A 15,455-nucleotide genomic window follows, 5' to 3' on the forward strand; every position below is an offset into this window, starting at 1 on the left:
CTATTTCCCCGTTCCATAGATTTTCGATCCCATGGACAAAATGGAACGATTGGGTGACGCGCCACTATTGATGCGCAACATGTTCGCACTGTTCCTCCCATCCTGAAGGGAGGATTCGGCATCTGCAGCACCTTCGAACAACACGTCTTCTTCATCCTGCCTGTCCTTGATGCGATCAGCGTCCCGAACCAATGATTTGGAGCCGGACATGACAAGGTTCGACCCACCCCACCCGGCGGCCCGTCTGGACCGACCTCGTTCTCTTTCGGATCGCAAATCCTCAGCATCACCCGCCGCATGTCGTTGTGTTTCCCAGGCCTTACGCTTGGCATCAGTTTCCCTGAGTCTGGCCTGCTCTTCACTGGAATTGTCACCCGAAGAGGGGTTCCCCACCATTTTCTGAAAATCCTGGACCAGCCCCAGCCCGTCCTGAACCATGTTTAAAGCCTGCGTCGAATTGGTTCCCATAATCTTATCCTTATATATTTCAGGGTTGATCCCGGTTATTCGTTGACCACCAGATATGGAACAATGAGCAAAACCGACATGGGCAGAGGTTGATCCTGCACAATGGTAAGCACACCGTCCCGATTCCAGCCTTTAGGGAAATTCACGATCTTGTCGCCGCTAAATGCGTCAGGGGCATACCCCATGGGGACGGCAGCTGTGCGGAAGTAGACCGGCTCAAGATGTTGCTCATCCGGGCCAATCTTGCCGCCCAAAGTATTGTAAAATCGAGCCGCCACCTTGACGATACGTTTCTTCTTGGTCTGGGCCGTGCCACGCTGACTCCCCGATTCAATACGCATCGGCTGGACTTTGGAGACAAAGGGCAGCCCCGCATGGACCGTGGAAGCAAAACGATCAAGCTGGATGGTTCCATCGTCCGCCACGGCTCTGTCGGCCAAGACAGCTCCATCAGCGAGCACAGACACCGTCCGCCCCGCGAGATGCCCCAGTCCTCCCATGGTGACCGCAGGCTCGCCTTCATACGTCACGCCGCTATCCACGAAAAAACCATTGGTAATTGATCCGTCGAAATCCCCTTCAAGAATTTCGAGAAATCGCCGATCAACTCCTCGGACGACACGACGAACGACAATCCACAATTCATCTCGCTTGTCCCTGTCACTATAAATTGACGTGACACCCTCCACGATTCCGTCAGTGAGGATTCGAGACCATGCCGCGACCTCCTGATCCGGCACATACGTCATAGCAACCATGACCCCGTCCTTGCGTACGCCGTACACAATGGAGTCCGGCTCCTGCACATAGGCCATCTGGGTCAATCCGCTTTCGGTGATATGTTCGGACAAAATGGTCAGGTCCTTGGAAACATAGGCGTCGGATTCATATCGATAGGCCATCTCTCGAATCTTCTTGCCCGCCCGTTGAATATAGAGCGTGGCAAATCCAACAGACTCAGGCCGAGTGGGAGAAGCCCCACTGGTACCTTCGTGATTGGCCTTGATATTTTCTGGCGTCACAGGCTCACTCATGCCGCCGCCCAATGTCCACTCACCACCCGCCGTGCCGACCCACAAAAGGTTACGAGGAACAATGAACTCAATTCCATTCCCCTGATGACCGGCCAGAGTGACTTCAATGGCGTCATCATCAAGCGGTTTTTCTCCTGCCGGAGCAGCCGTCCTGTCGCCGACCTCAAAACATTCCCAAAACTCGCTCTGAAGTTCTCCGGCTGCATCCCAAATGGATTCAATCTGCTTGTCTCCCGGCGAATCCTTAAAGGTGATGGTGACATTGGAGCCGGTAGCCACATAATTTTTCGCGCCTTTGTATCTGTAATACCGAGTGGAGCCATCCCCGTGCTGTCCCTTGAGACCGTCTTTTGCTTCAAAACCGTCACCGTCGAGCAACTCAATTGTGTCACCGGCTTTTCCATCACGAAAGCCATCACTGTTGGCATCCTTGATTTCACGGTCACGCCAGCCGTCGAATGGCACTTCACACGTCTTCAGACGAAAATCCTTCATCTCTCCAACACGGGACATCCACAAGGTGTCAGGTTTGTCCGGTATCCCTGCCAAAACCAGTCGTTGTTGATAAAAGCCAACCACTGACGGATAATTATTTTCAGCCCAGGATTTTGGCTTGCCGATAAAAACCATTTCTTCAATGGTCCACGCCTCAACACTTTCACGTTTCACGGTGCGGGGGGGGATGGTCGGGATGCACGACAATAAGCATGTCACCGGACTGTGCATACCGAAGCTGTTTGAATTCCTGTGCCTTGTAGGGGATGTCTCCCTCGAATTCGCTCTCTCTCGTCAGGGCTGAAAAAACACGCATACGCCCTTGCCCGGATTGATCCTCACCAAACTCCACAACAAAAGTTCGTGAACCATCCAATTCAAACGGTATAAGCAGCGCCTTTTTTTTCGAATTTATGGCTTCTGCCAAAAATCGAAAACCGGACCGTCGAGTCGTCCCACCGTGGGGATGTACTTGAAAATTCTCTAGAATTCGGCATCCGTTGAAATATTTGGAAATGTCAGTTCGTCCGTCCAAACGGGGACTGATTTCACCCGCTGTAAAATTTGTCACTGATGGTGTACTTATACTCATAACTCGCTGGCTCCTTTTATCGGGGGCTCACCCCTGGCATGCGACAGAGCGTAGCCCCGGTTTTCGCACCGGAGAACGATCCGGTACTCACAGGAGCCGAGAGGTATAAAAAAACAACTTGACGATGTTTTAGGAATGACGATGACGGGGATGCTTCAATAGGAATATTTTACCGACATAATATCAAATAGTTACAGCTATATTCAAATCTAAAACTACGGTTATAAGACACAAGATGTGAAAGAATGACATACGAATGAGTATCCAATGACATACCAAAACACAGGCAAAGGAAATTCTCGATCGGCAGGGGAAGCAAAAGATAAAAAAATACAACAAAAAAAACCCTTATTTCAACAGTTTAAGCTGAAATAAGGGCATTAAAAACGCCGTGCGGATGCACACGATTAATTCACCGCTGCGGACACCGGTTCGTCACCGCCTCCCTTCTCACGGTTCAAACGAATGACCTGCGTGGTAAAAGTTGTCTCACCGGGCATACAGGCAGGGCATCCTTCGGACAGAATCACGCACCGTTGATCAAGAGTAGACACATCGATTCCGGCCAACTTGAGCAGCCGAGTTGTCATGCCTGGCCGCCAAAGGACTGGCTGGCCACATCGGTGGCACTCCACATACAGAGTTTCAGGATCAAATTTCTTTGTCATACTTAGAAAATAATCCTCCTCAGAAGGAATGGCAAGGGCGATGATAGTATAATCATTCATATTTGACAGACCGGAAAACCCTGCTTGGCATTAAATTTGATATATCGAATCGGTTGGCAATATATTCCCCAAAACGCTTTCAAGGACACGTTGTGAAAACTCAATATTTGATTATCGGAGCAGGCCCCACCGGACTTGGCGCGGCTCATCGACTGAAAGAACTGGGCAATGACGATTTCCTGATTCTGGAACAAAACGACTACGCAGGCGGTTTGTCGGCCAGTTTCACGGATGACAAAGGATTCACTTGGGACATCGGTGGACACGTTGTCTTTTCCCATTATAAATATTTCGACACGCTCATGGACTCCCTACTCGGCGACGAACGACTGGAACACGAACGAGAATCATGGGTCCGTTCCAACGACACATGGGTGCCATACCCGTTTCAGAACAATATCCGCCATCTGCCCAAAGAGGCACGGTGGGAATGTGTCAAAGGACTGTTGCCGGGAAACAGGACCGAAGTCTCGCCCACAAATTTCGCACAGTGGATCGACTCTATTTTCGGGACGGGCATCGCAAAACATTTCATGACCCCATACAATTTTAAAGTATGGGCCACGCCACCTGAATTAATGCAGTTCAACTGGATCGGCGAACGCGTGTCTGTTGTGGACCTGAAAAAAGTGCTCAAAAACATTATCCTTGAACAGGACGATGTTGCCTGGGGACCAAACAATACTTTCAAATTTCCGCTCAAGGGTGGCACGGGTGAAATATTCCGGCGTCTGGCTTCACGCATGGAAGACCGTATTCAATACGGGCAATCTGTGGTCGCCATTGATGCAAAAAGCAAAAAAGCAACGACTGCTGAAGGGCTTGAAATCGAATACGAGACCCTGCTCAACACGGCTCCTCTCGACATGTTGGCAAGCCAATGGCTCACCGAAAAAGATGATACTATGATAGATGCCGCTGGCAAGCTCACCCATAATTCGGTCTATGTGGCAGGCGTGGGCATGGACATTAAAAATGACGCCGAGCGCAATTCCCGGTGCTGGATGTACTACCCAGAGTCAAATTCACCCTTTTACAGGGTCACAAATTTCCATAACTACTCACCCAACAACGTGGCCAAACCGGGACAGCAACTCGGATTCATGTGTGAATCATCCTTCTCCGAACACAAGCCGGAAAAGCTCAACGAACTGATGGACCGCACCATAGAGGGTCTGGTAAACACTTCCATGATGGACGCGGCCAGGAAAGACGACATCCTGACCACATGGGATATCGCTGTGGATTACGGATACCCCGTACCCTGTCTGGAGCGCGACAAGGCTCTTGCCGTACTTCAACCGACGTTGGAAGCCATGCAAATCTATTCCCGAGGCCGTTTCGGTGGCTGGAAATATGAAGTCGCCAACATGGACCACTCGGTTATGCAGGGTGTGGAATGGGCAGAACGCATGGTCCTCGGCACACCTGAAAAGACCTATACACTGGATTAACACACCATGAATACAGCTGTTTTTGAACTACGCCGCGAAGCTCTGAAAGAAGAACTCAAGGCGCGTAATCTTCCTGCTTTGCTCGTTTCCCACGCCGCCAACCGCTATTACCTGTCCGGTTTTGAACTGCACGATCCACAGTGCAATGAATCCGCTGGCTGGCTGCTCATCACGGCAGATGGCGACGACTACCTCTTCACCGATCCCCGGTATATGGATGCAGCCCGACAGGTTTGGGATGAAAAGAATATCGGCATCTATGCGGCCAGAAAACACGATGAAGTCTGCGCATTCCTCAAGGGAAAAGGCATTACTTCCATGGGATTCGAACCCAAAGCGCTGCATCTTTTCGACTACGACAAGCTCAGCTCTTTGGTCCAACTAACCCTCACGGAAAACGTAGTTGAGAGCCTGCGCCTGTACAAGGATGACGAAGAAATCCGACGCATGGAAGAATCCATCCGACTCAACCATGAACTTTTCGAATACATTGAAGGGCAACTTGTCCCCGGTAAAACCGAAGTGGAAATCGCCTGGGAAGTTGAAAAATTTTTCCGTGAACAGGGAGCCGAAGAATTGGCTTTCTCCACCATCGTCGGCGTTGGCCCCAACGCGGCCAAGCCCCACTGCATCCCCAGTGAAACCAAGCTGAGAGACAACGAACTGGTCCTCATCGATACAGGGTGCCGGTATCTGGACTACAATTCCGACCAGACACGCACCTTCTGGGTCGGCGACACGCCATCCGACCGCTTCAAAAAGACCATGGATCAAGTCCGTGAAGCACAACAGGTCGCCATCGACATCATCCGTCCGGGTCTACCCTTTGTAGACGCTTACAAGGCTTCCTACGCCGTTTTTGAGAAGGCTGGTGTAGAGTCATTGTTCACCCATGGTCTCGGCCACGGTGTTGGTCTGGAGACCCACGAACCTCCGAGTCTGTCCAGGGGTGCCAGAGGCGTACTGGAAGCAGGCATGGTGGTCACAGTAGAACCCGGCCTTTACGACCCCGAATGGGGCGGCATCCGCTGGGAATACGAAATACTGGTCACCGAAGACGGCTGCCGAGTATTGTAGTCCTATCCTGATTCAATAACAAAAAAAGCCCTGATACTTCATTGGTATCAGGGCTTTTTCATTGCAAAAAAATATACACTAAAGCAAGAACATCTTCACAGCCAACGCCACCCCCAACCAGAGGCCGGAGCTGACAATGCCGAACCATGCGAAACGGGCCAATGGTTCGGACAACCATCGTTTCTGTACGATCAGACCGATAAAGATAATATGCAAAGGCACCGGAAGTGCCAAAAGCAGGGCATATGTATGGTGCTCTGCGACAAGTTGACTGCCTGAAAAGTACTTGACAGCTAAAGTACCTTCATAGGCATCAAGACCAACCAAACCAAGCAGGCACAGACCGATAATAGTCACGGTGGTGCAGATGTTGCGAATAATGCCTTTGAATGCCGGAGAATCAAACATGGTCAAGATCATGCCTCAAACCGTCTGATACCGCAACATCCCGCCAATCACCCCCTTGACCAAGAGGCTACGCTCTGTCATCGTTTTGAATGACAGAGTGAAAACATGTGAGGTGGCCATGAGCAAGAAAGTCCGTAGCGTCCGCGTCCCCAAGGAATTCGAGACCTTGAACCTTTCAGGCATGATCCGTGAGTGCGAAAAACATTTACGCGACATCGAATCAGCCACCTTGCTCAAACAGCAAGGCAACCCGGATGCAGCCGAAGCCCTTATCAAGGCGCGGCAGCAAGACCTCGGCCGCAAGGTCGGCAAATTAGTCTGGGAAGCCCGCGTTCAATTCGGAAAAACACGAGGGGATTAATATGGAACCGAAATCCGCCACAGAATCCGCCGTGGTCATGACCCATCTGGTCCTGCCACAGGACGCCAATCCCGCCGGCAATTTGCACGGTGGCGTCATCCTCAAGCATATCGATACGGCAGGCGGTGTGGTCGCAAAGAAGCACTCGCGCACCAATGTCGTCACAGTATCCATCGACCGCATGGCCTTCAAGCAGCCCGCATATATGGGTGAACTGCTGACCTTCAAGGCGAGCCTCAACTATGTAGGTCGGTCCAGTATGGAAATCGGCGTCCGAGTGGAAGCCGAGAACCTCGCCACCGGAGAAGTGCGTCACACAAATTCCGCCTATCTGACCTATGTGGCGTTGGGTGAAGACAGCAAACCGACCCCGGTTCCGCCGCTCACACTTGAAAATGAGACAACCAAACGGCGACATAAAGAGGCCGTGCTTCGGCGAGAACTTCGCAAAAAGGAACTGGAGTTGGAAGCAGGTCAAAAAATCTGTCTTGAGAAGAAATAGAAAACCGCCTGCGGCGGATTGTCAGATGATTTCGTCTCCGACGGCTTAAGGCCGAAGGCCTTGAGAACCCCGTGTCGCCTACGGCGAAGCTACTTATATGAATAATATTTTTTTACAAACGACAATTTTCGCGAAGTGCACCAAAAAGTTTAGGAAAGTCCAGAGAACCCTTTTCAAAGGGGACTTTGGCTGGTCCAGGACAGCGTCCTGGTCCCGCTGAAAGCGGTCACGGCAAAACGACAGAAAGTCGTTGCCCCAGAGTAATTCCATGCTCATTCACATGAGCAACGTAGGGCCACATTTCGACGCCTTTGTCCATCGCTTCGTAAAACAATTCGGCATACACAGGGTCGATAAAATCCGCTGGCCCGAAACAATCTCCATCAGAGCGCTGGATCAAAAAGAAAAGAGCCACTCGTGCCCCGGTCTTGGCGAGTGCCATAAGCTCACGCAAATGCTTTTGCCCCCGCTCGGTGATAGCATCAGGGAAACAGGCTATACCGTCCTCAACCATGGTGACATTCTTACATTCCACCCAAAGATCACCACGCTCGCCGGACAAAAACGCATCAAGCCGACTCTGACCAACCTTGGCTTCCTTCTTGAAATACTCGTAGCCATCCATCTCTGACAAGGCACTAATTTCCCAAGCCTTATAAAGCATTCGGTTGGGAGTGAGCGTATTCACACCAACCATGGTTCCGGCAAGATCCAACGCCTCCAGGGTATACTTGAGCTTCCGATTGGGATTGGCTGCCGGAGACAGCAATGCAGTAGAGCCGGGCCTGAGCAGCCCGAGCATGGAGCCGGTATTATTGGTATGTGCCTTGAGTATCTCACCTGCATCCGGGCCAGTCAGGGCTTCAGCATCCACAGTGAATCGCTTGATACGCCGAATAAAAGCAGCAGTCCGGCAAGGCGCATGAAACGGAAGCGTACACGACATGTCAGACAAAACTATTTCCCATTCCTTTTCCGCAATGCATCGACCACCTGCCGTCCTTCTCCTTCATACACTTCCCGTTCACCATCAGAGGTAGGATATGTCACCTTAGGCCAGACTCCGGGCTGCCTTTCGGGACCCTTTCTGGCCTCAATACTGGGATTGGAATCCGCCATAATCGGCGTCTTTCGCAGGTCCACGCCCGCCACAGGCGCACTAAATTCGATGGGGATATTATTGGGATCAAAGGCATAGATTGAATGGATAAACCCGTGGTCCACCACTTCAGAACACCAAAGATCAGCCGCCTCAAGCTTATCTTTGATCTCCCACAGATCATCATCCGAGGCCACACCAAAAGAGACGTGATCAAAACCAATTCGACCTTTCACCGGGAACCCGTGATCTCGTTCCTCAAGTGATTCAACATCCGGCCACTCGAAAAAGGCAATCATATCCTGTTCGGAAATCTCCAAAAAATAATGACGATAACCGGGATGACCAAGTCCGGCCACCAAACGCATACCGAGCAGGTCACGCCAAAACCGGATGGTACCATCCATATCCCCGGTGACCATGGCGAGATGGTTGACGCCGGTGTATTGAGGCATGAAATCCTCCTTTTGTTATCCGAAAGCGAGCCGCTGAATGATAACATTGGACACGAGCATACCATTCTTGGTCAACCTAAGTCGCCCCTGATTGATACGCACCAAATTTTCACGATGCAAAGCCGAGATCAACTGCTCCTGTCGCTTCACCAGATCATACCCGGTCCGCTCCCTGAATGCCTTGAGATCAAGACCACGACTGGTCCGCAAGGACAACATAATCATCTCTGCAAGCAGATCATTCTCGGTCAGATCTTCAAAATCATTGCCCACCATGTCACCACGCACATAGGCGTCGTATTCATCCATGTACCGAGGCGTGGTGAAACGACGCTTACCGAGAGTGGAGACCGCTGAAGGACCAAGACCAAGGTAATCTGACCCATCCCAATACCCGGAATTATGCACGGACATAAAACCCATGCGCGCGAAATTGGACACCTCGTAATGCATGTATCCCATGGACTCCAGATATTCAGCGCCATAGATGAACATCCGCCCCTGCTCCGTATCGGTGGGTAGGGTCAGATCGCCGGACTCGCCGCACCGCTTCGCCATGAGGGTGTCGGATTCCAACGTCAGATTATATGCGGAAAGATGCTCGGGCCGCATTTCAGCCACGACCTTCAACTGGTCAAGCCATGCCTTAAGCCGCTGACCAGGCAACCCCCAAATCAAGTCCAGTCCGATATTACCAAACCCCGCTCGTTGGGCATTGGCATACGCCTGCATGGTCATGGCAGCGGAATGCGGTCTATTCATGATCTGAAGATCATGGTCATTACCACTCTGCATCCCCAGAGAAAGACGATTGAATCCGATAGAAAGCAACCCTCTGAAATAACTGACGTCCTGCGCCGAATCAGGATTGGCCTCCAACGTCACTTCCATGCCCTCACTCAACACGAAGTGCTTATCGAGGGTCTTCATAATTTGATCAAGCTGATTCAAAGGAATAAGACTCGGAGTACCACCACCAAAATAAATAGTCCGCAAGACCGGCCGCTTCAGTCGTCTGCCCCACAACGCGATCTCTTGCAGCAACAGCTTATAGTACCACGCAAAGGTGACATCATTAAAGGCCTGCGAGTGAAAATTACAATAGGAACAACGAGATTTGCAAAAAGGGACATGAATATATAGATACAGCCCTTTGCCATTGGGATTCGTTCCTTTTTCCCGGCTGCTGACTTCCGGGAACGCAGGCTTTACAGGGACTCCTTCACCATAGATTTTACCCATGACTTACCCCTGACCATGACGGCTGGAGAACACGACCAGCCCACCAAGGATGAGATACGCTCCGACAACAAATCCGAGGGAAGCCAAGGCTGGCGATGAGGCAAAATACGTCCAGGACGTGAGCAGCGTTCCGGCCCCTTCATAAAGCATGATTATGGACAAGGCCCAAATGGAGATAACCCGCCGCTTGTAAGCGAACCAGGCGATGACCCCGTAGGTCAGCACTGCAAGGACACCAATACCCCATATTTCGTTGGAGTTGACGGTCACCCCGGAAAAGACGGCGGCAATGGTCTTAAGAATCATAAATACGACAAGCACGACTTCACGCCGAAAGAGGAGGTCGAACAACTTGCGCATGATTATTTCCCCAGCTCTCGTTGATACCGTTCATTTTCGCTGTAAAGACAGCCACAATACTGTTGGCGGTAAATCCCCCATTCCTTGGAGATCACAATGCCGTCCTGCCAACCTTCACGAAAATCATGGTAGAAGAAGCGCGTCTTCTCGGACTGAAGGTCCTGTCCAAGCTTCGAAATATCGTCATGCTTCTGATATTTTGAGTACAACAATGTCGTGGTGAAAAAATCGAACCCACCCTTCTTGGCTATCTGGGATGTACGCTCCATTCGACCGGCATAACAATGAAAACAACGGTTAATCTCACGGTAGGCCACACTGCGGAACCATTCCTGCGGCTTATACTCGTTATCCTTGACGATAACCTTGATGCCGAGCTTTTCCGCCACTTCCAGACAGCCATCGCGCCGCTTCACATACTCCATCAGGGGATGAATGTTCGGATTGTAGAATAATCCGGTGACATCATGTCCCTGATCCTGAAGGGTTTTAATGGTGGTGATGGAACACGGACCGCAACATATGTGAAGAAGGACTCTTTTCATTTAAGAACCATTTTGAGCGCATTTGATGCGATTTGTAAAGGATATGCCATGCCACCCGCAACCGAGATGGAATCTAGGAAGATTTGGCTGCCTGTCCGGTGGAAATGGTCTTGCCGATTTCAGACGTTTTTGCTGCAAGCTTATCAAAATCAATAAACCGCTGGAGCATGGTCTCTACTTCATCCAAAGCCACGGTGGTATCGAGACACGGACCATTGGGCCGTTGATTGAGCACACCATACACCGGCAACGGATAGGTATCCTGAATACCGCTGGATAAATCTCGATGACAGGCCACGGCAATAATCATCTGCGGCCGAAGCTGTACCACAATACGGCGGGCAATGGTGCCGCCTGTAGCTACAGCCAGATTCACCCCGTATTTATCATGCAAACCAAGCAACCCGGCAATGGGACATTTCCCGCATCGCTCGCAATTGTTGATATCGTAAGTCAGTCGTTTGTCGCACCGGGAATTCTGCAGGCAATGCGGCATGAGCAACAGAATCTTATCAGGAGCATACCGCCCCGCTTCAGCCAAAACTAAATCGTTGTTCACAGAAATAAACGATAGTCGAATCAATTCCTTTTCAATGCCGAACACTCGACCGAGCAAAACCATCAGTGGCAAGAAAAGCTTGATTGTCAGGCCGCGAAACCGTTTGGCTCCGGGCAGAGGCTTTCTGATGATGATATTCAGAAACAAGCCCCAATAGGCGATACAAACCACTCCAATCAGAATAACAAGTACACTACCCAACACCCATTTGGCCGCAGGGTGTATATTCTCAAGCCCCACATAGGGGACCACCCATAGAGCCATAAGGAACAGACAGACCACCAGACAGGCGCAACTTATCAGGCCGATAAAGAGACGTTTACGCGCCTTATGTATGGATCGAATCGGACTCATGTCGCGCCCTCTATTTGCATTCCTTCATGTACCCACAAGTAAAAGCCGTGGCATCCATCGCTTTTTTGCCCTGAGGTTTCACTTCCGGGGTCAAATAAATAGTGTCAGCGGCAACAATGGCGAGCTTGCCGTCCATTTCACCCAACACTGTTCCCGGTTCGACATTGGGAGCAGAATCTTCGGAGGGCTCACCCGGCGTAACATTCAATCGAATGACCTTGCCTTCCGGGTTGGTCCAGTCAAAAAAGGCTCCGGGCCACGGATACATGGCACGAATCTGGTTATGGATGGCCGCAACAGGACGGTTCCAATTGATTTCGCCTTCCTTCTTTTCCAACTTCTTGGCGTAGGTGGCATTTTCGTTATCCTGCTCCTTGAGGTCATAGGCTCCGGTCTGTAATCGGGCCATGGCCTCACAGATACAAATGCCACCAAGTTTTGCCAGTTCATCATGGATGGTCCCGGCGTGGTCGTTATGGCCTATACGCAGAGCGCGTTGTACCATGACCGGGCCGGTGTCCAATCCGGCTTCCATCTTCATGATAGAAACGCCAGTAACCACATCCCCATTCTCAATAGCCCGTTGAATCGGAGCCGCGCCACGCCACTGAGGCAACAGGGAGGCGTGGATATTAAGCGGATGAATGGTCGGAATATCAAGCACAGCCTGCGGCAGAATCAACCCGTAGGCAGCCACCACCAGCACATCAGGTTTAAGCGCGGCCAGCTCGTCGATAGCTTTCTGATCCTTAAAATTTTCAGGCTGAAAAACAGGAATATCATTTTCCAAAGCCACCTTTTTCACTGCGGACGGCTTGCACTGTCTGCCACGACCGCACGGACGATCTGGCTGGGAATATACCCCGACAACATCAGCAGCATCAAAAGCGAGCAGGATGCTCAATGCCTCGGCAGCAAAGTCAGGCGTCCCCATGAAGACTATGCGCAACGGCTTCAAATCCACAGCGCCCCACGACTCGGAGGGGGTCGAATTCGTATTTATCTCTTCCACTTGAGAGCCTTTTTTTTGTACATGGCTTTTTTCAGACGCCCAACACGATCAGCCAGGGTCACACCTTCAAGGTGATCTATTTCATGCTGTAATATGATCGCCAAAAAACCAGCGGTATCAATGACAACTTCCTTGCCGTCCGGGTCCAGAGCCTTGCATACGACATGCTCGGAACGTTTGACCTTGGTGCTCAGTTCCGGGCAGCTCAGGCAGCCTTCCTCGGATTCCACTTCACCGTCACATTCCACGATTTCCGGGTTGATGAGCACCCGCAGATCGCCACGCACCTTGGGACCTGTCTGATCCACACAGATGAGTCGGATGGACTCGCCAATCTGCGGGGCAGCAAGGCCCACGCCATCAGACTCGTACATGGTCTCGATCATGTTTTCGATGAGTTCTTTCAACTCGGGAGTGACCTCTCCAAGAGGTTCGGCCTTGGCAGCCAAGACTTCATCAGGCCACGTACATATATCTAATTTCATTATATTGCCTCCGGCGGCTGGGGAAAGGGAAGAGGGAAACCTCTTGAAAAAGGTTCTCCCTCTTCCCTTTCCCCAGACCCCTATCCCATTTCCTTTCCAAAACTTATTATAACGCCGCTGGAAAGGCATTCGTTATCGAGAAAATTATATGCGGCGAAACGAAAACAGATTCGTTTTATATCAATAAGTCCTAAAATTCAAAAGGCGAGTTTTTTTGTGACCCGCCAACCCCTTACCATCGAAATCTTCGTGGCGATTATTTTCAATCCCGCACAACTTCGAGCGAAGCGAGCGATATTAAATTTCAAAAAAAAGAATGCGAGAGGAAAACCTTTCTCAAAAGGTTTTCCTCTCGCATCTTCAATTCTTACTCTTCTTTTTTCTTTTCCCGTAAACGAATGCCCAAATCGCGAAGCTGCTTGTTCGGCACTTCGGACGGAGCTTCTGTCATGAGACAAGTGGCCCTCTGTGTCTTGGGGAAAGCTATGACGTCACGAATGGACTTGGAACCAGTCAAAATCATGATGAGACGATCCAGACCAAAAGCGATTCCGCCATGGGGCGGTGCACCAAACTTGAGAGCGTCCATAAGGAAACCGAACTTCGCACGGGCTTCTTCTTCATCAATACCGAGGGCAGCGAACATGTGCTTCTGCTGTTCCGGGGTATGAATACGGATAGAGCCACCGCCAACCTCGTAACCGTTCATGACCAGGTCATAAGCGCGGGCAATGGCGTTGCCGGGATCTTTTTCCAGCACTTCCATCTGCTCAGGCAGAGCGGAGGTGAAGGGATGATGACGAGCAACATAACGCTTTTCTTCAGCATCATATTCAAGCAGCGGGAAATCTGTGATCCAAACCGGCTTGAACACGGATTCATCAATGAGATCCATGTCTTTAGCGATTTCGCAACGCAGGTTACCAAGTGCAGCGTTGGCAATGTCAGCGGGACCGGCCTGAAAAAACAGGATGTCTCCGGGCTGACAATTGGTGCGGCTGCGCAATTCTGCAATCTCGTCTTCGGAGAAGAACTTGACGATAGGCGACTGCCATGCGCCGTCTTCCTTGACCTTGATCCAAGCAAGGCCCTTGGAACCATAAATTTCAACAAACTTGGTGTACTGATCGATCTCCTTGCGGGACAAAGTCGCGCCGCCGGGGACGAGCATGACCTTGACCAATTCGGAAGAAGCGAAAACTTTGAAACCAGAGTTTTTGAACACGTCGGTGATATCGATGTGCTTCAATTCGAAACGAAGGTCAGGCTTGTCTACACCATAATAATTCATAGCGTCTGCGAAGCTCATACGAGGAAACTCGGCGGGCAGTTCCACGTCGATGGTTTCCTTGAACAAGGTCTTGACCATGCCTTCAGCCATATCCTGAATCAGGGCTTCGTCGGTGAAGGACATTTCGATATCAATCTGAGTGAACTCAGGCTGACGATCGGCTCGCAAGTCCTCGTCGCGGAAGCACTTGACGATCTGGAAATACCGGTCCATGCCGGAAACCATGAGCATCTGCTTGAACAACTGTGGAGACTGAGGCAGAGCGTAAAACTCACCCTGATTGACGCGACTGGGCACCAAGAAGTCACGCGCACCTTCGGGGGTGGACTTGGTCAGTACCGGAGTCTCAACCTCAAGGAAGCCGAGGGCATCCAAATAGCGACGCACAGACTGGGCAGCCTTGTTGCGGATAATAAAATTCTTTGCCAGCGAAGGACGACGCAGGTCGAGGAAGCGATACTTGAGGCGCAGGTTCTCGCCCACTTCCACGCGATCTTCGATGGGGAACGGCGGGGTATCGGAGGTATTGAGCAACTTGTACTCGAAAACTTCGATTTCCACTTCACCGGTGACCATATTCGAATTAGCCATGCCTTCGGGACGAGGACGGACCTTGCCCTTGATTGCCACCACATATTCGGGACGGATGGCGTGGGCGCGTTCATGCACCTCAGCGTTTTCCTCAGGATTGAAAACCACCTGAGTCAAACCTTCACGATCACGCAGATCGAGAAAAATCAATCCACCATGGTCGCGTCGGAACTGGACCCAACCCATGAGACAAACTTCCTCGTCCATATTGGCCGCGGTCAGCTGATTATTGTGATGTGTACGGCGCCAACCGGCCAAATCTTCAATAACGCGAAATTCTTCGTAGTCTCGTTCTTCCTGATGTTCAGACATTATTTCTCCATTCTCTCAAATGATGTCGGTC

At 50.9% G+C, this 15,455-nt stretch carries 18 protein-coding genes; 4 read left to right on the forward strand and 14 right to left on the reverse strand.

From position 1 onward, the window contains the following. The 4 genes from SYK_RS10855 to SYK_RS10870 form a co-directional block, all read right to left on the reverse strand. Positions 1–468: a hypothetical protein gene (locus tag SYK_RS10855; protein WP_281760285.1), complete on the reverse strand. Its 468-nt coding sequence runs from the start codon at positions 466–468 to the stop codon at positions 1–3. A gap of 35 nt (positions 469–503) precedes the next feature. Further along, positions 504–2,171, reverse strand: a complete 1,668-nt coding sequence (locus SYK_RS10860; RefSeq protein WP_281760286.1) for a phage tail protein — start codon at positions 2,169–2,171, stop codon at positions 504–506. Then, positions 2,161–2,589, reverse strand: a complete 429-nt coding sequence (locus SYK_RS10865; RefSeq protein ID WP_281760287.1) for a hypothetical protein — start codon at positions 2,587–2,589, stop codon at positions 2,161–2,163. The genes SYK_RS10860 and SYK_RS10865 overlap by 11 nt, the downstream gene beginning before the upstream one ends. A 407-nt stretch (positions 2,590–2,996) precedes the next feature. Then, positions 2,997–3,317: a hypothetical protein gene (locus SYK_RS10870; RefSeq protein ID WP_281760288.1), complete on the reverse strand. Its 321-nt coding sequence runs from the start codon at positions 3,315–3,317 to the stop codon at positions 2,997–2,999. Between the two features lie 92 nt (positions 3,318–3,409). Here SYK_RS10870 and SYK_RS10875 point away from each other — a divergent pair, with 92 nt between their 5' ends. Continuing rightward, positions 3,410–4,771, forward strand: coding sequence for a protoporphyrinogen/coproporphyrinogen oxidase (locus tag SYK_RS10875; protein WP_281760289.1), 1,362 nt, complete (start codon positions 3,410–3,412; stop codon positions 4,769–4,771). A 6-nt stretch (positions 4,772–4,777) separates the two neighbouring features. Beyond that, entirely contained in the window at positions 4,778–5,848 is a 1,071-nt protein-coding gene (locus tag SYK_RS10880) for a M24 family metallopeptidase (RefSeq protein ID WP_281760290.1), read from the forward strand. 78 nt (positions 5,849–5,926) lie between these two features. Here the strand turns inward: SYK_RS10880 and SYK_RS10885 are convergent, their stop codons facing one another. Then, on the reverse strand, positions 5,927–6,268 hold the full coding sequence (locus SYK_RS10885) for a hypothetical protein (protein ID WP_281760291.1): 342 nt from the start codon (positions 6,266–6,268) through the stop codon (positions 5,927–5,929). 106 nt (positions 6,269–6,374) lie between these two features. Here SYK_RS10885 and SYK_RS10890 point away from each other — a divergent pair, with 106 nt between their 5' ends. Then, entirely contained in the window at positions 6,375–6,617 is a 243-nt protein-coding gene (locus SYK_RS10890; protein WP_281760292.1) for a hypothetical protein, read from the forward strand. Position 6,618: 1 nt separating this feature from the next. Further along, positions 6,619–7,119: an acyl-CoA thioesterase gene (locus tag SYK_RS10895; RefSeq protein WP_281760293.1), complete on the forward strand. Its 501-nt coding sequence runs from the start codon at positions 6,619–6,621 to the stop codon at positions 7,117–7,119. A gap of 226 nt (positions 7,120–7,345) precedes the next feature. Here the strand turns inward: SYK_RS10895 and sfsA are convergent, their stop codons facing one another. The 9 genes from sfsA to aspS all read right to left on the reverse strand — a co-directional run bounded on the left by sfsA (position 7,346) and on the right by aspS (position 15,424). Then, entirely contained in the window at positions 7,346–8,065 is a 720-nt protein-coding gene (gene sfsA, locus SYK_RS10900) for a DNA/RNA nuclease SfsA (RefSeq protein ID WP_281760294.1), read from the reverse strand. Positions 8,066–8,076: 11 nt separating this feature from the next. Beyond that, a complete protein-coding gene (locus SYK_RS10905; RefSeq protein ID WP_281760295.1) occupies positions 8,077–8,673 on the reverse strand; it encodes a VOC family protein in 597 nt (198 codons plus the stop codon). 15 nt (positions 8,674–8,688) lie between these two features. Next, entirely contained in the window at positions 8,689–9,915 is a 1,227-nt protein-coding gene (gene hemW / locus SYK_RS10910; protein ID WP_281760296.1) for a radical SAM family heme chaperone HemW, read from the reverse strand. A gap of 3 nt (positions 9,916–9,918) precedes the next feature. After that, on the reverse strand, positions 9,919–10,275 hold the full coding sequence (locus tag SYK_RS10915; RefSeq protein WP_281760297.1) for a hypothetical protein: 357 nt from the start codon (positions 10,273–10,275) through the stop codon (positions 9,919–9,921). Between the two features lie 2 nt (positions 10,276–10,277). Next, positions 10,278–10,820: an epoxyqueuosine reductase QueH gene (locus SYK_RS10920; protein ID WP_281760298.1), complete on the reverse strand. Its 543-nt coding sequence runs from the start codon at positions 10,818–10,820 to the stop codon at positions 10,278–10,280. Positions 10,821–10,893: 73 nt separating this feature from the next. Beyond that, positions 10,894–11,733 carry a DUF116 domain-containing protein gene (locus SYK_RS10925; RefSeq protein WP_281760299.1) on the reverse strand — a complete coding sequence of 280 codons (840 nt, stop codon included), beginning with the start codon at positions 11,731–11,733 and terminating at the stop codon, positions 10,894–10,896. 10 nt (positions 11,734–11,743) lie between these two features. Beyond that, on the reverse strand, positions 11,744–12,736 hold the full coding sequence (fmt, locus tag SYK_RS10930; protein WP_431194134.1) for a methionyl-tRNA formyltransferase: 993 nt from the start codon (positions 12,734–12,736) through the stop codon (positions 11,744–11,746). After that, entirely contained in the window at positions 12,733–13,230 is a 498-nt protein-coding gene (gene def, locus SYK_RS10935; protein ID WP_281760301.1) for a peptide deformylase, read from the reverse strand. The genes fmt and def overlap by 4 nt, the downstream gene beginning before the upstream one ends. 367 nt (positions 13,231–13,597) lie before the next feature. Beyond that, a complete protein-coding gene (gene aspS / locus SYK_RS10940) occupies positions 13,598–15,424 on the reverse strand; it encodes an aspartate--tRNA ligase (RefSeq protein ID WP_281760302.1) in 1,827 nt (608 codons plus the stop codon). Positions 15,425–15,455 lie beyond the last annotated feature (31 nt).

The organism is Pseudodesulfovibrio nedwellii, assembly GCF_027923765.1.
Classification (GTDB): domain Bacteria; phylum Desulfobacterota; class Desulfovibrionia; order Desulfovibrionales; family Desulfovibrionaceae; genus Pseudodesulfovibrio; species Pseudodesulfovibrio nedwellii.